Origin of the sequence: Pseudomonas sp. BNK-44-b (assembly GCF_047456245.1) — a bacterium.
In the GTDB taxonomy this organism is placed as follows: Bacteria; Pseudomonadota; Gammaproteobacteria; order Pseudomonadales; family Pseudomonadaceae; genus Aquipseudomonas; species Aquipseudomonas machongensis.
On sequence record NZ_CP179908.1, the window covers coordinates 4,254,816 to 4,275,295 of the forward strand.

The window sequence follows — 20,480 nt, forward strand, 5'->3', positions numbered from 1 at the left end:
GTCTACAGAATTTCGGGCTGAGCGAGGCCACGGGAAGGTCATTACGCGATGACAGTCCCGGGGGCCGGTTGGTTTTGCCTGAACGGTTGAGGGCTAGCCGAAGACGAAGGCGTCCGTCAGGTTGAGCGCCTGAAGCTGCGCGATATCTGCCTCCAATGCCTCGGCGCTGCTGTTACGCAGGAACACCGTGCAGCCATAGGTGGTACCGTCGGTGGTGGTCTGCACCCACTGGCCTGTCGGCGGCGCCAGGAAATAGTGGCTGAAGCTCGACAGCGCCCGCACCTGTTGATCGAAACGCATCGCCAGGACACGCCCAGGCCGGGTGATCACGAACGAGTAGTCGGCCACCGCCTGCGCAGCGCTCGCGACGTCAACTACCGGGCGCTTCTGCCAGAGATCCTGCTGGCTGGGCCAACCGCCAAGCTGGCATAGCTCAGGTAGTGGCGTACTGGCCAGCCGTGGCGCCAGCTTGACCAGACGCGGCCCCTGCGCAGTGATCACCACTTCAGCGTGCAGTGGCCCGTACAGCAGGCCCAGGCCAGAGGCCAGCCGCGCTAGACGCGGCACCAGATCAGCAGGCAAGGCAGCGGGGGGCAAACTGGTTACCGCGGTGAGAATGCGCCGCGCCAGCCAGTCCTGGGTGTGGCAACGCCACGCGTCACTGACCTGGAATTGCCCTTCCTCCAGTACCCCATTGATGAACACCGTGTAACCGGCTTCATGGCGGTGGACCAGCAAAGGCCCTGGCATAACCTGCAACACCGCTTCGGTAGCCGCGATGCCGTGCTCGCCCAGCAACACGGCGCAGCCCCGAGAGTGCGGTGAAATCGCCGGACGCACGACCCAATCGCCTTGCGTATATCCCGACAGCTCGGCGCAGGAGCCAAGCACCTGAGCGCTGAACGCCAGCCCTGGGTCGAGACGACTGAGCGCGCGATACTGCTCGCACTTGTCGTAGAACACCGCAGGGTCGCAATCGGCGCGAAAGTACCCGGCTTCGATATTTTCCGGCATCACCTCACGCAGTTGCAGGTCATCGCTGGCCAGCCGGTACGCGGCGCGCGCAGGCGAATCGTAGGCCGGTTTCATTCGCCCAGTTCCGCACGGGTCGGGCCGCGAAAGTGCACGGCGTCGATATGGCAGTTGCGCGGCTGGGTCAGCACGAAGCGCATGGTTTCCCAGATGGAGCGGCCATTGAGCAACCGACCGGCAGGATCAACCGTTTCCTCGAGTCCGGTCACCTCGAAGTCTGGCGGATAGAATCCGGTGACGCGGATGTTCTCGGCAGCCAGATGGTGGGTCATGTTCAGGCAGAAGCCGCTCAGGCCATGCTTGGCGGCAAAGAACGCCGGATGCGCCACCGAATTGGTGAACTGTGGCACACCGCACACCGATACCATGGCCACGATATCTGCCGCAGCAGAACGTCGCAGGCTTGGCAGCAACGCACGCGTCAGGGTGATCGAGCCGGTGAGCCCGGAATTGATGGTGCTGACAATGTCCTCGTCGCTGTCATCCTCGCCGAGCGGGCCTTCAAGCCACTGCGCAGCGCTGAGCACCAGGATATCCACAGGTCGCGCATCGGCTTGCAGCGCTTGGACGAAGTCCCGTACCGAGGCAGGATCGGCGATATCACAGGCATACGCACGCGCCGAGCCACCCTCGCCCTGGATGATCTCGCAGGTGGCCTGAGCGCTTTGCAACTGGCGCGCGCACAGGTCGACATGGGCGCCCTCGCGGGACAGCCAGACCGACACGGCCTGTCCAAAGTCACGGCCACCACCGGTGACCACCACACGTTTGTCTTTCAGCATCGTTGCGACTCCTGTCAAAGGCCCGGATGTGGAACCGTGCGGCTACCTGAGGCATTTTCCTGGTAAAGCTGCCCGACGATGTAGTCGGCAGCATGTTCGGCCCACAACTGCGGTGCGATATAGTTTTGGTGTTCATCAGGCAAGCACACCGAGAGCATCTGGGTATTGACCCCGTTACCCGGATCCAGAGCGATGGCGTTCACACCGTTGGGCAGGTCTGCAGCGAGTGAACCGATCAACCCTTCTACAGCGAACTTGCTCGCGCAATACGGCCCCAACCCCCAAGAGGCCGAACGCCCCCAGCCGGAGCTGATGGCGATGAACAAGCCCTGGCCGCGGTCGAGCATCATCGGCAGGAAGGCATGCATCGTATTGACCACACCCAGCACGTTCACATCCAGTACCCGTGCCCATTCCTGCTCGGCGATTTCCCAGGCCGGTTGCCGTGGGTTGATGACCCCGGCGTTGCACACCACGATGTCCACCCCGCCGTCACGCATGACAGTCCTGGCGAACTCGCGCATCTCGTGAGCCTCGGTCACCGAGGCGTTGAACAGCGCCGGATTGTCAGTGGATGCAGACTGCGCCTCGGCCGACAGCTGACAGCCGAAGACCTGGTGTCCACGGGACGCCAGCGCCTGGCTGAGAGCTTTGCCCAGCCCACGGCTGACGCCAGTGACGACGATGCGTAATGGCCGATGTCGATGGTCGCTCATGAGTCCTCCTGGATAGTCTGTGCGACAAGATTGAAGCGCGTGATCGGTGCATCCGGCTGCAGGTTCTCGACCTCCCCCGCCCAATGCCCGACGGGCCAGCACTGGCTCAGGGCATCACGCTTGACCAGGGCGTGGCCACTGACAAACAGAAACGGCACATTGCAGACGATGGCAGCTTCGGCATCGGCGATCGCGTCACCGAGAAACACCGTTTCGCCGGGTGTGCAGTCGTACTGTTCAAGCAATGTGCGGATCGCTGCTGCCTTGGCCACCGGGGAGCCGATGATGCGCGCCAGATAGTGGTCCATGCCGTTGGCTGCCAGCGCCAGATTGATTTCCTTTTCATTGCCACCGCTGATCACCACGCATTTCACCGCGCAGTCCGCCAGTTGCTGCAACAGCGTTGCGGCACCGGCCACCGGTGGCGCCGCGCTGTAGTGTTGTTGCAGGTAGTGCTCGTAACGGGCAATGCTGGTGCTGACGAAGTCCGCTTCGGCGGCCGTGCCGGCCAATGACTCGAAAGCCTCGAAGTGCCAACGCCGCGAACGCCCGAAGTTGAGCTTGAAACTGACCTTGCAGCGCTCGCGCAGTGCCGACGGATAGGCGGCCAGGGCGTGTTCGACGGCCGCCAGCTTCACACCGTTGGAGTCCAGCAACACACCATCGCAGTCGAAGAACACGAGTTTGCTGCCTGCCAGCCTGTCACCCAGCCTGGCCTGATTGATTCGCATGGCCCGCACTCACATGTAGTGGTTGAGAATACTCGGGTCGTACTTCCCTGCCCCCGCGTGCCCGGCGATGCGCCCGAGAATATCGATGCGCTCGAGTGCCGAAAGCGGCGCACCTTCGAACAACTTCTGCGCATAGGTCGGGTGCACGTTGTGTTTTGCCTGGCAGCGGTAGGTCGGCGAGTAGCCCCAGCTGGCCTCTTGTCGCAGCGGCTCGATGTGCTCGGCGAGAAACCGCTCGCAGGACGCCATTTCCTGCTGGCCGGGCTTGAGCAAGGCCAAGGTCTCGGTCGGCGCATTGCCCGCACCGCGACCGATGCCGGCGAAGGTTCCGTCGACGTAACGAGCTCCGGCTTGCAGTGCCGCATGCGTGTTGGCGACTGCCAGCCCATAATTGTCATGGGCATGAAAACCGAGCGGCAGGTCAGTCAGTTCGCCGGCCTGGCGCAGCACGCGGTGCACCTGCTCCGGCAGCATGCGTCCGAAGCTGTCGGCAAAGTAGAACGCCTGTATCGGTACCTGGCCGAGGCCGCGCAGATCGCGCGCCAGTTGCTCGGGCGAAAGCTCGGCGACCTGCATCAGGTTGATCATCACGGCAAGGTCGCTTTCAGCCAATACCTGGGCGAGTGCGAAGCTGGCATCCAACTGACTGCTCATCGCGGCGATGCGCAAGACCTCGATGCGAAACGGCGCACGAGCCACTGCCGAGAGAATGACCTGGGCGACCTCATGGGTCGGCAGATCGAGGATACGCCACGCATCGATCATCACCGCTGCACGCAGCGTCCCCGGCTTGACCAGTTCGCGCTGCTGCTCGCTCAGCGACTCGGGGAGCGCCTTGTAAGACCCCATAGCTACCGGAGTGCCCGGTGCGGCGAGGTTCAGATAGCCCAGTTCGACCATGTCCACGCCCATGGCGTGACAGGTATCGAAGTACTGTCGCGCCATGGCATCGGAAAACCGCCAATCGGTCTGGAAGCCGCCGTCACGCAAGGTGCAATCCATCAGCACGAATGACTGTTTTCGCCCGGTCATTTCTGCCCACTCACCTGTTCGATCGCCCAGTCGTACACCTGCTCCAGACGCCACCAGTTCAGCTCGGTCTGGTTGCCGGCGATGCGTTTGAGAAGCGGGCTTTCGGCGCCATGCATGCGGTCGTCCCAGGCCTGGATGACCGGGTGGACCGACAAGGCGTGGGTGAAATCGCGCAGCGGATCGAACGCCTCGTGCGCCTCGACCTGCATGAACAAGGTATTGGGTGGCAGCAGGTAGATCGACATACGTTGCAGGCCGATTTCACGCAGCACACCGTGTTCGCCAGCAATTTGCGACGGCACATCCTGGTGCAGCATCTTGTAGGCCTCAACGGCTTGTTCGCTGCTCAGTTGAATCGAAAAACCAAAACGCTTCATGAGTAATATCCTTATTACTGGCTGACGAATTCGAGAAGTTGGTCGTAGACTTTCTCGACTTCCCGAAGAGTTTCCGGGTCCATGGTGAAGTCCACCGGTGGGCGGATCAAAGTGTTGCTCATCAATTGACGGCGTTTGAGCAAGTGCTTGGACAACTGCAGGTAGCAGTCGATGCTCGCCATCATGTGGCACATCAGGTAGGAGAGCGGATAGCCGATGGCTCGGGCCAGACGTTCGTCACCTGCTTGCAGGGCGCGCCACAAGGCCACGGTGATCTCGGCGATCTCGGTGGCCGGGATCACCCCGGCCAAGCCGCGTCGATAAGTGTCGACCAGCATCATGCCGCCATCACCTTCGAAAATCCGCGCCTGCCCTGCAGTGGCATCACGAAGCAGCGAGACCTTCGGTGCAGTCGGCGCCGACTCGGGTTTGAACTGGACCTTCTCGGGGCCGAACGCCTTGAGCAGGCGTGCCTGCACATCGATCGACAGCGGGCGTTTGGCCAGGGACTTGGCATGATGCACCAGCACCGGCACCTGTACGCTCTCGATGACGTTGGCGAAGTACGTATACATCTGCTCGTCATCCAGCGCCCACATCGACGGGTGCATCACCAGCAAGGCATCACAGCCGGCGCGCTCAGCTTGACGCGAATACTCCACAGCCTGGGCAATGCTTTCGCCGCCCGTACTCATGATCGACAGGCCCCTGCCCGCGGTCTGCTCGGCAATCAGTTCCGCAAGGCTGAAACGCTCGGCGGTGGTCAGTCGGGAAACTTCGGAAATCTGCCCGATCACCACACCATCGCAGCCGGTATGCAGAATGTGCTCGATCTGCAGGCGCAGGGCGGAGGTGTCCAGGGACAGGTCGCTGTTGTAAGGCAGGATGGCGACCGGAAGGACGCCTTGAAGAGGGCGTTGCGTCATGTTTGATACTCCTTATCAAATGTTGACGTAGACAACAGAAACAGCACAGCGAAGTACCTGAAGGGCAACTTCGAAAGCCTCACGACAGGCCTTCACCCATCGATAAAGTGCATGTTCAACGCCAGAAAACCGCGCCGAAAGTTTCAATACGTTGTCGATTTCCATGGCGACATACCGACGACTACCTAATAAAGGTGCAACATCCAAAAAGTTGCAAATCGGCATGACTGGAAGTCGGTGGCAATTAAATGGCTCGTCCTGAATATTGTCGAATTGGTATTTGTATCAACCTGTTACCGACGCTGGAAAAAGAAAAAAATGCATATTAATACGCGGTGCATCTGTTTCTACTTATTACAAAAATGTAACAAGAGTTAATAAATCCTCGCCCTGGCAAAGTGGCGCGCCAATGGGGTCAACGATCCTCTTGGCGTGACCACCCACCCAATTAAAGCAGCGTAATAATCGGCACACACCAACTGGATAGCTCTAGTTGAATGCCCGGCCCGCCCGAATCAATTCAAACAGGACATGTAAAATTCGCCTGTGATTTTTCGCCTCTTGACGCCCTGCACAGTTTCGCTCTGACAAAAAAAAGCGCCGTTCTTGCGAACGGCGCCTGTAGTACCCCAACTGCAATGTCGCGTCAGAAGCCCATGCTGAAGCTCAGCACCACGCCATGGTCGCGGTTCTCGCTGGACAGTTGCCCGGAGTACCCCACCCCCAGCTTGCCGCTCTGGCCGACAGCCAGGTCGACACCGGCCTCGACCACCGCAGCGTCGCGGGCGATCGGTACGCCTTCGGTGCTGAAGCCAGCGCCACCGGCGATGAAGCGAGCGTCGGCATCGGGCTTGGTGTCGCCGAAGGCATGCCGCCAGCCAACCGACAGCCGTGGTGTGATCTCGCTGCCGTTGTCCAGCTTGATGCGCTTGCCGGCGCGCACCCCGACGGTGGAGAAGGTCACGTCCTGATCGACGCTGGCCTTCAGGCGGCCGTCGCCCCCCTTCTCACGGGCACTGTCGCTGTCGTAGTTAACATAGGCCAGGCCTGCGAACGGTTCCAGGGCGATACCGCCAGCGTCGATGGCGTAACCCACCTCGCCGAACACCTGGGCGCTGCGCGCCTTGTACTTGGCTTTCAGGCGGTCGTCGTAGCTGCCCACCTGGACATCGCGCTTGGTGTCGATGTCATGCCAGGTGTAGCTGGCGCCCAGGCGTGCGGCGAAGGCATCCATCTGGTAACCCAGGTAGGTGGCCAGGTGGTAGCTGTCGACGCTGGCGTCCGACTGACGACGGTGAGCATCGATGCTGCTGCGGGTGTATCCGGCAGCGATACCGACTTTCCACTGATCGTCCAGGGCGCGGTCGACACCGAGCATGAAGCCCGACAGGTCACGGTCGACGCTGGCATGGCTGCTGCTGCCGTCGTAGTCACCCCAGCCGCCAATGGCGCGGATCCAGCCCACGGCCTGGCCCTGGCAACCTTCGCTGGTCAGTTGCTGGTTGGCGGTTGGCGCCAGGGTACGGCGTGGATCGTCCTCGCGGCTGCAATCCGGTTGACGCATACGGTCGTTGACCGCGTCGCGGATGTAGCGCGAATCCTCGATCAGCACGGTCGCGGTGCTGGCGTGGATTTCCCCGGACAGGCTGTCGAACGCCGACTGCGCGGCCTGACGGTCCAGCGGCAGGATGTTGTCGCGCAGGCTGGTCGGCGCACCGGCGCTTTCCAGGGCCGTGGCGACACCACGTTGGTTGCTGGAGGCCGCGACATCGGCGAACGCGTTGCCGTTGCGGCTGACCGACAGGGTCACCTGGTTGGCACCGTAGTCGAGCGAGCTGTTGAGGAACGCCGAGTTCATCAGGTTGTTGCTGGCGAAGGTGCCGTTGATGCCGCCAGTTGCACTGACCACGGTGTACTGCCCGTTGCCACCGGCGAGGTTGGCCACCGTCAGGCTGCCGCCCAGGTTGGCCGTGCCGCCGACATTCAGGTAGTTCACCGGCGCGGTGCCCAGGTCGATGACGAGGTTGCCGTCGCTGGCGTTGGTGAAGTTGCCGCTGACATTGAGGTTGCCCGCAGGCCCTGGCAGCACAGTGCCGTGGTTGGTCAGGCTGGCGACAGTACCGTTGCCGGTGAGCGCCGCGCCGTTGGCCACGGTGACCTGGGCGCCAAGGTAGGTGCCTGGGTTGTCGGCATTGCCGACTTGAAGCGTGCCCTGGTTGACGTTGAAGGCCCCGCTGAACGGCTGGTTGCCAGTCAGCAACAGGCTGCCCGCCCCTTGTTTGGTGGTGGTGCCGGTACCGCTGAGGGTGCCGTTGAAGGTGCCGTTGGTGCCCTGCGCGAACACCAGGTTGGCGTTGTTGGTGATGCTGCCCTGCAGGCTGGTGGTGTTACCGGCCAAGGTACCGCCGCTGACAATGGTGCCACCGCTGTAGGTGTTGGCTCCGGTCAGCAACAGCGTGCCAGCGTCGAGTTTTTCGATACCGCCAGTGCCTACCAGTGGCGCGCTGATCACGGCGCTGGCACCTGCGTTGACCCGTACCGGGGCCAGGCTGCCATCGGCACCGTTGACCGGGGTCAGGCTGCCGCCTGTGCCCGGCACCACCTGGTAGCCGTCGCTGAGGAACTGCATGCCGCTGAACGCCTGGTTGCCGACCACGGTGACGGTGCCAGGCTGGCCACCGAATACAGCGAAGGCATCGCTCCAGGTTTCGCCGGTGGTGCCGTTGGAGTTGGTCCAGTTGGTACCAGGGCCCCAGGTGCCGCTGCCGCCACCGATGCTGCCATCCGGGTTGGTCTTGCCACCGTTCCAGAACTGCAACTGGTCGCCCGCGCCTTGCACCACCAGGTTGATCTGGTTGGCGATGGCGGTCTGCAGGCTCAGGTCGCCCAGCGCCACGCTGCCGGGAATGGCACCGAATACCAGGCCGTTGTTGGTCAGTGCGCCGCCATAGTTGAACAGCTGGTAGACGCCGGTGCCGAAGCCGCCGGCATTGGTGATGTTCAGCGTACCGTCAAGCATCAGGTTGCCGTCGACCTTGACTACCGTAGTGGACGCCGCTGGCGCCCCGAGCGAGAAGTCCAGGGCGCTGCCGGAGCTCAGGTTCAGGCTGCCTACCGTCAGCGGTGTGCTGCTCTGGCCCGCGGCCAGGGTGGCGCCGTCGGCGATCTGCACAGCCCCGGCATAGGTGCCGCTGCCGCCCAGGCGAGCGCCGGTAGCGACCTGTACCGTGGCGCTGTCCAGGCGTCCGTTGACCAGCAGGCTGCCGGCATTGACGGTGGTGGCACCGGTCAAGCCGTTGACACCGGTCAGCAGCAGTTCACCACTGCCGTTCTTGGTCAGCGTACCGCTACCAGTGAGGTTGCCGGTGTAGCTGCCGTTGGCGTTCTGCTCGAAGGTCAGCGCCGCGTTGTTGAGGATCGCACCCTGCAGGCTGGTGGTGTTGCCGACCACGCTGCCCGCGTTGATCTGGGTGCCGCCGCTGTAGCTGTTGCTGCCGCCCAGGGTCAGCAGGCCTGCGCCATTCTTGACCAGCCCGCCAGCACCGCTGATATCGCCGTTGAGGGTCAGCGCGTTGCTGCCGCCGATGGCCAGTGCGCCGTTGAGTACCGCGGCGTTGGCCAGGGTGACGGCAGTGTTGCTGTCCAGGGTGGTGCCCGCTGCGGCGGTCAGCGTGCCGCTGCCCAGCGCACTGTCGTTGCCGACCACCAGGGTGCCGCCGTTGAGCGCGGTGCCGCCGCTGTAGCCGTTGGCAGCATTGAGCACCAGCGTGCCGGCATCGTACTTGGCCACGTTGCCGGTGCCGTTGAGAGCCACGTTGAGGGTGGCGGTGACGCCGCTATCGACCCGCAGGTTGGTAGTGCCGCTGGTGCTGGTGAGCAGTTCGCCGCCTGCGCCTGCGTTGAGCACGTAGCCATCGGTGATGAATTGCAGGCCAGTGATGCTGTGGCTGCCGTTGACGGTGACGGTCCCGGCAGTGCCTTGGAACACTGCGAAGGTGTCGTTCCAGGTGCTGTTGAGTACGCCGTTGGCATCGGTCCAGTTGCTGTTGGTGGCATCCCAGACACCGCTGCCACCCTCGATCACACCGTTTGCGACGGTGTTGCTACCGTCCCAGAACAGCACGTTGCTGGCACCACCAACCACCAGGTTGACCTGATTGGCCACGGCGGTCTGCACGGTGAGGTCGGTCACTGGAACGGGCGTGGTGCCAAAGGCCAGGCCATTGTTGATCAGACTGCCGCCGTAGGCGAACAGGCGGTAGACGCCTGCACCGAAGCCGCCGATGTCGGTGACGTTGAGCGTGCCACCGAGGGTCAGGTTGTTGGCAACGTTGACCAGCGGCGAATTGCCGCCGGTCGGCGTGCCGAGCGCGGCGTTGAAGTTCGAACCGGCATCCAGCGCCAGATTGCCCGCGTTCAGGGTCGCGCCGCTGGCGGCAGCGAGGCTACCGCCGCTGGCGACCGTCACCGCCCCACCGAGGTTGCCCGCACCCGACAGCGTCGCACCACTGGCAACGTTGACCGCGCTGCTGGCGAGCGAACCATCCACCTTCAAGCCACCGGCCTGCACGTTGGTATTGCCGGTATGGCTGTTGCTGCTGCTCAGGGCCAGGGTGGCGGCGCCGAGTTTGTTGAGCGTGCCGGTGCCGCTGATGTTGCCATCGAACACGCCGCCTTCGACGTTGAGGCTGTTGCCTGCAGCAATCTGGATCGCGCCGGTGCCACCGATCTCGCCCAGGGTGGTGTTGCCGTCAAGGTTGAGGCTCGCGCCGGTACTGACGTTCAACTCGCTCTGGGTACCCAGCGCGGTGGTGCCGATAGTGCTCAGGCTGCCAGAAAGGATGTTGAGGATACCGCTGAAGGTGTTGTTGCCCGACAGGGTGAGATCGGCCAGGCCGTTCTTGTTCAGCACGCCGTTGCCACTGAGCACACCGGCCAGTTGCAGGTCGTTGCTGCCCAGCACGTTGAGGACGCCGCTGACATTGACCGGATTGGCCAGCGTCACCGCAGTGCTGCTGTCGAGGTTGGCATTGCCGGTCACGTCCAGGCCACCTGTGCCGAGCGCGCCGTTGTTGCCGACCACCAGAGTGCCGGCCTGCAGCTCGGTGCCGCCGCTGAAGGTATTGGCGCCCAGCAGGCTGAACCGCGCGTTGCCGGACTTGATCAGACGGCCAGCGCCAGCAACGGTGCCGCCGAGGCTCAAGTCATTGCCGCCCAGCACGTTGAGGTTGCCGGCGAGGTTGACGTTGTTGGCCAGCGTCACAGCCTGGCTGCTGTCCAGGCTGGTGCCTGCCGCCGCACTGAGCAAGCCGGTCCCCAAGGCGGTGTTGGAGCCTACCACCAGGGTGCCGCCGTTCAGCGCCGTGCCGCCGCTGTAGCTGTTGTTGCCGGACAAGGCCAGTTGCGCAGTACCGGCCTTGACCAGGCTGCCGGCGCCACCGATGTTGCCAGTGAGCGCCAGGTCGTTGTTGCCGGTCAGGTTCAGCGGGCCGGCGAGGGTGATCGCATTGGCCAGGCTCACGCTCTTGTTGGTGTCCAGGGTGGTACCGCTGGCAGTGTCCAGCAGGCCGGTGCCGAGCGCGGTGTTGCTGCCCAGCACCAGGGTGCCGCCACTGAGCTGGGTACCGCCGCTGTAGCTGTTGTTGCCGTTGAGCACCAGAGTGCCGGTGTCGAGCTTGTTCAGTTTGCCGACACCGCCCAGGCCAACCTCGAGAGTCGCGATCACGCCGGGATCGACCCGCACGCTGGTATCGCCACCGCTGCCGTTGACCAGGTCGAGCAGGCCGGCGGTCCCGGCCAGCAGGCGATAGCCGTTGCTGACGAACTGCATGCCATTGACGCTCTGGCTGCCGTCGACGGTGACGTCACCTGCCGTGCCCTGGAACACCGCGAAGGTGCTGCCCCAGGTGGTGTTGACGGTGCCGTTGAGGTCGGTCCAGTTGGTGTTGCCGGCGTTCCACACGCCGGTGCCACCATCGACCTGGCCGTTCGGGGCAGTCTGACTGCCGTCCCAGAACTGGATGTTCAGGCCGCTGGAGCTGACCAGCAGGTTGATCTGGTTGGCCAGGGCGGTCTGCAGCGACACATCGCCAAGGCTCACGCCCAGCGGCAGGGTGCCGAAGTCCAGGCCGTTGTCGGTCAGCGCACCGGCGTAGTCGAACAAGCGATACACGCCGTTGCCGAAGCCACCGATATTGCTGACGTTGAGGGTGCCGTCGAGGGTCAGGTTGCCGCCGACATTGAACAGCGCGGTGCCGCCAGTGCTTGGCGAAGCCAGGCCGACATCGACGATCGATCCGCTGTTGAGCACCAGCGAACCGAGGCCCAGGGTGCCGCCGCTCTGGCCTGCCAGGTGGCCGCCGTTGTCGATCACCACCGAGGCATTGGCAGAGCCGCTGCCGGTGAGGGTTGCGCCGCTGGCGACGGTCAGCAGGTTACTGCCCAGGCTGCCATCGACTTTCAGGGTGCCAGCGTTGACCTGCGTGTTGTCAGCCAGATTGCTGGTACCGGTGAGGGTCAGGGTACCGGTGCCATCTTTGGCCAGGCCGCCCGAGCCATTGAGGGCACCCGCGAAGGTCGTACTGACGTTGTTGCTGCCCAGGCTCAGGGTGCTGCCAACGCCGACATCGACGTTGCCGCTGCCGGTGAGGGCACCAAGGCTGGTGTTGCCATTGAGGTTGAGCTGGCCACTGGCACCGATGTTGAGGGTGTCGACGTTGGCCAGCACGCCGCTGCCGAGCGTAGTGAGCGAGCCGGCCTGGATATCGACGTTGCCGGTGAAGGTCTTGACGCCGACCAGGGTCAGATCGTCGGCACCGGCCTTGACCAGGTTACCTGTGCCGCCCAGGTCGCCACTGAGGATCAGGGCATTGGCGGCGTCGACGGTCAGGTTGGCGCCGTTGCTCAGGGCGATGGTATTGCCCAGTGCCATCGGCGCGCTGTTGGCCAGGGTGGCGTCGGCGGTCACGTCGAGGGTGCCGGTGCCCAGGGCGCCGCTGCTGCCGAGGGTCAGGCGCCCGGCATTGAGCTGGGTGCCGCCTTGGTAGCCGTTGTTACCGTTGAGCGTGAGGTTGCCGCTGCCGTTCTTGGTCAGCCCGGCGGTCCCGTTGATCACTCCGTTGAGGGTCAGGTCGTTGGTGCCGGCGACGGTGAGGCCAGCGTTGAGGGTGACGTTATTGGCCAATGTGGTACCGGCGACGCCGCTGCTCAGGGTGGAGGCCCCCGCGACGGTGAGGCCGCCCTGCCCCAGCGCGTTGTCGTTACCCACCACCAGTTGCCCGGCGCCCAGGGTGGTGCCGCCCAGGTAGCTGTTGGCGCCATTGAGGGTCAGGGTACTGGCACCAGCCTTGTTCAGGCCACCGACACCGTCGACCACGCCGTTGAGAGTCAGGTCGGCGGTGCCTGGCAGGTTGAGCGCGCCGCCCAGGTGCACATTGTTGGCCAATGCGACGTTCACGCTGGCATCGAGGGAGGTGTTGGCAGCAGTGCTCAGATCCCCGGTACCCAGCGCGGTATTGCTGCCGACGGTCAGCGTGCCGGCGTTAAGGGTGGTGCCGCCGCTGTAGGTGTTGTTGCCATTGAGGGTCAGGCCGGCGGCGCCGTTCTTCACCAGTGCGTTGGCGCCGGAAACCACACCGTTGAGGGTGAGGGCCTGACTGCCACCGAGGGTAAGATTGCCACCAGTCAGGTTGACCGCGTTGACCAGAGCCAGGGCCTGGCTGGCGTCGAGGGCTGCGGCACCTGTGACGTTCAGGGCGCCACTGCCCAGGGCACTGGCGTTACCCAGCAGCAGGCTGCCGGCCTGCAGCGAGGTGCCGCCGGTGTAGTTGTTGGCGCCGTTGAGCACCAGTTGACCGGTGCTGGTCTTGTTCAGGCTGCCGCCGCCGCTGATGACCCCGTCGAGGGTCAGCGTCTGGGCGTTGTTGACGCCCAAGGTGGCGCCCGTGCCCAGGCCGATGGCGTTGGCCACTTGCAGGGCGCCGGTGGTGGCCAGGGTGCTGTTGCCGGTCACCGAGAGGTTGCCAGCGCCCAGCGCGCTGCCGTTGCCCAGGGTCAGGGTGCCTGCGGCGAGCGTGGTGGTGCCTTGGTAGGTGTTGGCGGCACCGAGGGTCAGGTTGCCGGTGCCGGTCTTGGTCAGCCCGCCGGTACCGCTGATCACGCCGCTCAGGGCCAGGTCGTTGTTACCAGGCAGGGTCAGGGTGTCGTTGAGCGTGACCTGATTGGCCACGATCAGGGCGCCGGTGGTGGCCAGGTTGCTGGCGCCGCCGACGGTCAGGTTGCCGAGGCCCAGTGCCGAGTTATTGCCCAGGGTCAGGGTGCCGGCGTTGAGGGTCACGCCACCGGACAGGGTGTTGGGGCCACTCAAGGTGAGGTTGCCGGCGCCATTCTTGGTCAGGCTGCCAGCGCCCGTGACCAGCCCACCCAGGCCCAGGTCGTTGCTGCCGGCGATGGTGAGGTTGCCGCCCAGATTGACGGTGTTGCCGATAGTGAGCGCCGTATTGCTATCGAGCGTGGTGCCCGCAGCCGCGTTGAGCTGGCCGAGGCCGAGCGCGCTTGCGCTGCCGAGCACCAAGGTGCCCGCGTTGAGGTTGGCGTTGCCCAGGTTGCCATTGGTGCCATTGAGGGTGAGTGTGCCGCTGCCGGTCTTGGTCAGGCCGCCGACGCCAATGATGTTGCCGCCTAGCACCAGGTCCTGCGCGCCGGCGATGGTGAGGTTGCCCGCCAGGTTGAGCGCATTGGCCAGGGTCACGTTGGCGCCTGCACTCAGGGTTGTGCCACCCGCGGCATTCAGCGCGCCAGTGCCCAGGGCGGTGTTGCTGCCAACCACCAGAGTGCCGCCATTGAGGCTGGTAACACCCTGCTGGCTGTTGCTGCCGTTCAGGGTGAGCACGCCGGTGCCGGTCTTGATCAGCCCACCGGTGCCGCTGAGTGCGCCGTTGAGCGTGAGGTTGCCAGTGCCTGGCACGGTCAGGTTGGCGTTCAGCGCAACGGTGTTGGCCAACGCCACGTTACCCGTGGTGGCGAGGGTGGAGGCACCAGTGACGTTCAGGCCGCCCGTGCCGAGGGCCAGGTCGTTACCCAGGGTCAGGGTGCCAGCGGCAAGGGTGGTGCCGCCGCTGTAGGTGTTGGCATTGCCCAGCGTCAGGTTGGCACCGCCGTTCTTGACCAGGCTGCCGGCGCCCGAAACCAAACCAGACAGGCCGAGGTCGGCGCTGCCAGCGATGGTCAGGGCGCCGCTCAGGGCCAGGGCGTTGCCAAGGGTGACTGCGGTGTTGCTGTCCAGCGTGGTGCCCGTTGCGGCGCTGACCGCGCCAGTACCCAGGGCGGTGTTGGTGCCTACCACCAGGGTGCCGCCGTTGAGCAAGGTCCCACCGGTGTAGCTGTTGGCGCCGTTCAGCACCAGGGTTCCGGTGTCGAGCTTGGCCAGTTGGCCGCTGCCGGAGAGGCCGACGTTGATCGTCGCAGTAGCGCCCGGATCGACACGCACGGCGAATGCACCGTTGCTGCCATTGACCAGATTCAGGCCACCGGTACCGATCAGGCGATAGCCATTGGTGACGAATTGCAGACCGGTGGCAGCCTGGGTGCCCACCACGTTGACATCGCCAGCGGTGCCCTGGAACACGGCGAAATCGCTGGCCCAGCTGCCGTTGAGCACACCGTTGATGTCGGTCCAGTTGGTATTGCTGCCGTCCCAGGTGCCGGCGCCACCGTCGATGACGCCGTTCGGCACGCTTTGCGCACCGTCCCAGAACTGCACGGTGCCGGTGGCACCGCCCACCAGCAGGTTGATCTGCGCGCCGATGGCGGTCTGCACCTGGACATCGCCCGGCAGTACGCTACCCGGCAACGCGCCAACAAGCAGGCCGTTGTCGACCAGCGCGCCGGTGTAGTCGAACAGCCGATAGATACCGGTGCCGAAACCACCCAGATCGGTGACGTTGAGGGTGCCGTCGAGAGTCAGGTTGCCGTTGACGTTGACCAAGGCAGTGCCGCCCGTGGAGGGCGAGCCGAGGCCGAAGTCGAGGATCGAGCCGCTGTGCAGGGTCAGCGCACCGGTGTTGAGGGTCGCGCCGCTGTTGGCCAGCAGGTGCGCCCCGTTGGCGATGTCCACAGGGCCGATCACGCTGCCGGTGCCGCCCAGGCTGGCGCCGACATTGACCTGTACGCCGGAGCTGGCGAGCGAACCGCTGACATTGAGCAGGCCGCCATTGACCGTGGTGGCGCCGCCAAGCACGTTCACGCCGGACAGTTCCAGAGCACCGGTGCCAGCCTTGATCAGGCCACCGCTACCGGCCAGGGCGCCGCTGAATACGCTATTGAGGTTGTTGCCGCCGACCGTCAGGTCACTGCCCCCCGCCACGCTCACCGCGCCGGCACCGCTCAACCCGCCGACCGTGGTGCTGGCCCCAAGGTTGAGGTTGGCGCCAGCGCCGACATTGACCGCCGAGGCGTTGCCCAGCGCACCCGTACCAACGGTGGTCAGGGTGCCGCCAAGCAAGTCGACGGCACCGCTGAAGGTGTTGTTGCCGGTCAGCGTGAGGTCGGCCAGGCCATTCTTGATCAAGCCTCCGGTACCGCTGACGATGCCGCCAAGGGTCAGGTTGTTGCTGCCGCCGAGGGTCAGGTTGGCGTTGAGCGCAATGTCGTTGCCCAGGGTAGCGACCGCGCTGTTGTCCAGGCTGGCGGCGCCGGCCACGGTCAGGGCGCCGGTCCCCAGGGCGTTGCCGTTGCCTATCACCAGGCCACCCGCGTTGAGCGTGGTGCCACCGGCATAGGTGTTGGCCCCGTTCAAGGTCACAGTGGCGCTGCCGTTCTTGACCAACTGCCCTGCCCCACTGACCACACCGCCGAGGGTCAGCGCGTTACTGCCGGTGAGGGTAAGGTCGGCGTTCAGGCCAATGTTATTGCCCAGGCTCAGTGCAGCGCTGCTGTCCAGGCTCGCGGCGCCACCGACGGTAAGATCGCCGGTGCCGATGGCACTGCCATTACCCAGCACCAGGGCGCCACCGTTGAGCAGCGTGCCACCGGCATAGGTGTTCAGCCCGCCGAGGGTGAGCGTGCTGGTGCCGTTCTTGATCAGCCGGCCGGTGCCGTCGACCAGACCGGTGAGGTTGAGGTTGTTGCTGCCGGCCAGGGTGAGGTCGGCATCCAGGGTGACGGCGTTGCCAACGGTCAGCGCAGCCGAGGTATCCAGGCTACCGGCACCTGCCACGGTCAACTTGCCGACGCCCAGTGCGGCGCCATTGCCCAGCACCAGGCCACCGGCATTGAGGGTCGTGCCGCCCAGGTAGGTGTTGGGACCGGAAAGCGTCAGCGTGGCGGCACCGTTCTTGACCAGACTACCGGCACCGGCGATCACGCCACCAAGGCCGAGGTTGGCGGTGCCGTCGAGGGTCAGGGCACCGGCCAGGTTCACGGCGTTGCCGAGGTTGACTGCGGCGTTGGCGTCCAGGTGGGTACCGGCAGCGGCATTCAGCGCGCCAGAGCCCAAGGCCGTGTTGCTGCCGACCACAAGGGTACCGGCGTTGAGGTTGGTGGCGCCGATCTGGGTGTTGGCACCGTTGAGGGTCAGGGCAGCGCTGCCGTTCTTGGTCAGGCCACCGACACCGGCGATCACGCCTCCCAGGGTCAGGTCGTTGCTGCCGGCGAGGTTGAGGTTGCCGGCCAGGTTAAGCCCGTTGCCCAGGGTCAGCCCGGCCACCGACGAATCCAGCGTGGTGTTGGCGGCAGCGTTGAGTGCGCCGGTGCCCAGGGCGGTGGCGCTGCCGACCACCAGCGTGCCGGCGTTGAGCGCGGTGGCACCGCTCTGGGTGTTGTTGCCGCTCAGGGTCAGGGTGCTCGCCCCATTCTTGATCAGGCCACCAGTACCGCTCAGGTTGCCTGCAAGGCTCAGGTTGTTGGCGCCGGCCAGGGTCAGGTTGGCGCCGAGACTGACGCCATTGTTCAGGGTCATCGCCGCGCTGTTGGCGAGTGTGGATGCGCCGCCCACGGTCAGCGCGCCGGTGCCCAGCGCCGCAGCGCTGGCCAGGGTCAGGGTGCCGGCGTTGAGGGTCAGGCCACCTGTGAAGGTATTGGTGCCACCGAGGGTGAGGTTGCTGGCGCCATTCTTGACCAATGCACCGGTGCCGCTGATCACACCGCCCAGGGTGGTGGCGTTGCTACCCACCACACTCAGGGTGTTGCCCGCCAGATTGATGGCGTTGCCCAGGTTGACCGCCACGCCCGCGTCGAGGCTGGCATTGCCGCCCAGGCTGAGGGCACCGGTGCCCAGCGCGTTGTTGTTACCGACGGTCAGCACCCCGGCGTTGAGGGTGGTGCCACCGCTGAAGGTGTTGGCGCCGTTGAGGGTCAGGCCGGCGGCGCCGTTCTTGACCAGCCCGCCAGTGCCGCTGATCACTCCACCCAAGGTGGTGGCACTGGTGCCCAGCAGGTTGAGGGTATTGGCGCCCAGGCTGATGGCATTGCCCAGGCTGACCCCGGTGCTGGCATCGAGGCTGGCGTTGCCACCCAGGGTCAGGGCACCGCCGCCCAGGGCGTTGTTGTTACCCACGGTGAGTTTGCCGGTATTGAGGGTCAGGCCGCCGCTGAAGGTGTTGTTGCCGTTGAGCGCCAGGTCGGCGGCGCCGTTCTTGACCAGTGCACCGGTGCCGCTGATCACCCCGCCCAGGGTAGTGGCGCTGGTGCCCAACAGGTTGAGGGTGTTGGCGCCGAGGTTGATTGCGTTACCCAGGCTGACTGCGGTGCTGGCGTCGAGGCTGGCGTTGCCACCCAGGGTCAGGGCGCCGGTGCCGAGCGCGGCGTTGGCGCCGACGGTGAGCTTGCCGGCGTTGAGCGTGGTGCCACCGCTGAAGGTGTTGGTGCCGTTCAGGTTCAGGTCGGCGGCGCCGTTCTTGATCAAGCTGCCACCCGCGCCGGCGATCACGCCGCCCAGCGTAAGGGCGTTGTTGCCCGTCAGGGTCAGGGCGTTGGCACCGAGGTTGACCGCGTTGGCCAGCGTCATGGCGGCCGTGGTGTCCAGCACGCCGCTGCCGGTCAGGGTCAGCGCGCCAATGCCCAGGGCAGCGCTGTTGCCGAGGGTGAGCGTGCCGCCGCCGAGGCTGGTGCCGCCGGAGAAGGTATTGGCGCCGTTGAGGGTCAGGTTACTGGTGCCGCTCTTGACCAGCGAGCCCGTGCCGCTGAGCACGCCCCCGAGGGTCAGGGCGTTGCTGCCGGGCAAGGTCAGCGCCGCGTTCAGCGCCACGGCATTATTCAATACCAGCGGCACGCTGCCTTGCAGGCTGCTTGCACCACTGACGGTGAGCGCACCACTGCCGAGCGCCGCAGCGCTGGTCAGGTTGAGGCCGCCAGCGGCCAGGGTGGTACCACCGCTATAGGTGTTGGTGGCCCCAAGGGTGAGCAGGCCGGCGCCAGTCTTGGTCAAGCCGCCAACGCCGGAGATGACCCCATTGAGGGCCATGTCGGTAGCACCGCCGACGTTGATGCCGGCGTTGAGCGTCAGGGCGTTGGCCAGGCTCAGACCTGCGACAGTACCGGCAAGCCCGCCACCGTTGACGGTGATGCCGCCGGTACCAAAGGCGCTGGCATTGTCGAAGTTGATCAAACCGCCATTGAGGGTGGTCTGGGTGGTGCCGTTGAGCACCTGGCCGATCAGGCTCCAGGTCCCGCTGTCCACGATAAGGCGGTTGAAGTTGATGTAGTTGTTGGCGTTGATCGTGCCGGAACCGGTGGTTCCGCTACCGCCACCAATGGCATTCTGCAAGGCCAGGGTGTTGGTGCCACCGGCACCGCCATCGATCTTGCCGGCGGCTGCGAAGCCCAAATTGGGATTACTGGTGACCAGCAGTGCAACGCTGATACCAAGCCCGGCACCGACACTCGAACCGGTAATGGCATTGAAGCGGTTGGTGCTGTTGGCCCCCATCGACAAGCTGCCGGTCAAGGTGCCGGCGTTGGTAAAGGTGTTGCCCGCAGCAGAAGCCTCGAACGCTGCCCGTCCAAGGATGGTGCCGGTGTTGGTGAAGTTAACCGTACTCCCGCCGGTCACAGCGATGACCGGCGTGTCCTCGCTGAGCAGCGTGAGGCCAAGCAACGCCGAGGAACCGATGCTGCCGGCGTTGGTAATGGTGGTGGTACCGGCCGCACCATTGCGCGCGTCCAGCGCCATGCCCGTCAGGTTAAGAAGGTTTGCGCCAAGCAAGGCACCCGTGCCCTTGATTACCCCCGAGGCGTTGTTATTGATATTGAGCGTGCTGCCGGTACCAGTATTGCCGATCAGCACAGCACTGGACTGGATGCTCAACAACCCCAGCAACGTAGGGTCGATGGTGCCGGAGTTGTTCAACGTATTGTTGTTGCCCGCCAGTGACAGCGACGTGCCTCCCACGCCCAACAGCGTACCCAGGCTGGCGCCAGGGTTCACGTTGACCGTCAGGCCGCTACCGCCATTGCTATAGCTCGGCGCCAGCGGGTTGGCAGCACCGCTGCAAGTGATGATGGACCCGGCCGCGCTGCACGCAGCCAGGGCCTGCTCGCTCGTAAGACCGAAGGCCAGCCCTCCGACAGCCAGGCTCACAGCGAGCGACAAATGGGAGAGACGGGTAGGCAAAACGGAGGCGACGCTTCTGTCCACGGAGAGCTCCTTCGTGGATCAGGTGGTTCGGTCCTTGAACGCTCGCACTGCAATGTTGCCGGCTAGTCGAACACGCGACGACGAAACACCTGACCAATGGCTACATGATTCCTTGTTGGGAATGTGTAGCCGCTGGCGAGCAGGCGTGAGGCTCCGCCGGGGCGGTCAAATGGTGTTAATACTTTTTCAAGGCAGCCCGTATTTCGCGGGCTACAGCGGTGCGCCGCTTGGATCCAACCGACGAACGGTCGT

The 20,480-nt window shown here is 64.8% G+C and carries 9 protein-coding genes; all 9 read right to left on the minus strand.

Annotated features, from left to right (window positions below; genetic code table 11):
* Nucleotides 1-93: 93 nt before the first annotated feature.
* The 9 genes from ACMGGG_RS19565 to ACMGGG_RS19605 all read right to left on the minus strand — a co-directional run bounded on the left by ACMGGG_RS19565 (nt 94) and on the right by ACMGGG_RS19605 (nt 20,228).
* Nucleotides 94-1,089 carry a hypothetical protein gene (locus tag ACMGGG_RS19565; protein ID WP_414154243.1) on the minus strand — a complete coding sequence of 332 codons (996 nt, stop codon included), beginning with the start codon at nt 1,087-1,089 and terminating at the stop codon, nt 94-96.
* Complete coding sequence (locus ACMGGG_RS19570; RefSeq protein WP_414154244.1) at nt 1,086-1,814, minus strand: SDR family oxidoreductase; 729 nt, start codon at nt 1,812-1,814, stop codon at nt 1,086-1,088. Before ACMGGG_RS19570 ends, ACMGGG_RS19565 begins: the two co-directional genes overlap by 4 nt.
* Nucleotides 1,815-1,828: 14 nt before the next feature.
* On the minus strand, nt 1,829-2,530 hold the full coding sequence (locus ACMGGG_RS19575) for an SDR family oxidoreductase (RefSeq protein WP_063546093.1): 702 nt from the start codon (nt 2,528-2,530) through the stop codon (nt 1,829-1,831).
* Nucleotides 2,527-3,261: an HAD family hydrolase gene (locus tag ACMGGG_RS19580; protein WP_063546094.1), complete on the minus strand. Its 735-nt coding sequence runs from the start codon at nt 3,259-3,261 to the stop codon at nt 2,527-2,529. The genes ACMGGG_RS19575 and ACMGGG_RS19580 overlap by 4 nt, the downstream gene beginning before the upstream one ends.
* A 9-nt stretch (nt 3,262-3,270) precedes the next feature.
* Nucleotides 3,271-4,293, minus strand: coding sequence for a homocitrate synthase (locus tag ACMGGG_RS19585; RefSeq protein ID WP_414154245.1), 1,023 nt, complete (start codon nt 4,291-4,293; stop codon nt 3,271-3,273).
* Nucleotides 4,290-4,670, minus strand: coding sequence for an L-rhamnose mutarotase (locus ACMGGG_RS19590; RefSeq protein ID WP_414154246.1), 381 nt, complete (start codon nt 4,668-4,670; stop codon nt 4,290-4,292). The genes ACMGGG_RS19585 and ACMGGG_RS19590 overlap by 4 nt, the downstream gene beginning before the upstream one ends.
* 14 nt (nt 4,671-4,684) lie before the next feature.
* A complete protein-coding gene (locus ACMGGG_RS19595) occupies nt 4,685-5,596 on the minus strand; it encodes a dihydrodipicolinate synthase family protein (RefSeq protein WP_063546097.1) in 912 nt (303 codons plus the stop codon).
* 15 nt (nt 5,597-5,611) lie between these two features.
* Complete coding sequence (locus ACMGGG_RS19600) at nt 5,612-5,761, minus strand: hypothetical protein (RefSeq protein ID WP_162714425.1); 150 nt, start codon at nt 5,759-5,761, stop codon at nt 5,612-5,614.
* Nucleotides 5,762-6,242: 481 nt separating this feature from the next.
* Nucleotides 6,243-20,228 (minus strand): autotransporter-associated beta strand repeat-containing protein, encoded by a 13,986-nt coding sequence (locus tag ACMGGG_RS19605; protein WP_414154247.1) that lies wholly within the window; start codon nt 20,226-20,228, stop codon nt 6,243-6,245.
* Nucleotides 20,229-20,480: the final 252 nt, after the last annotated feature.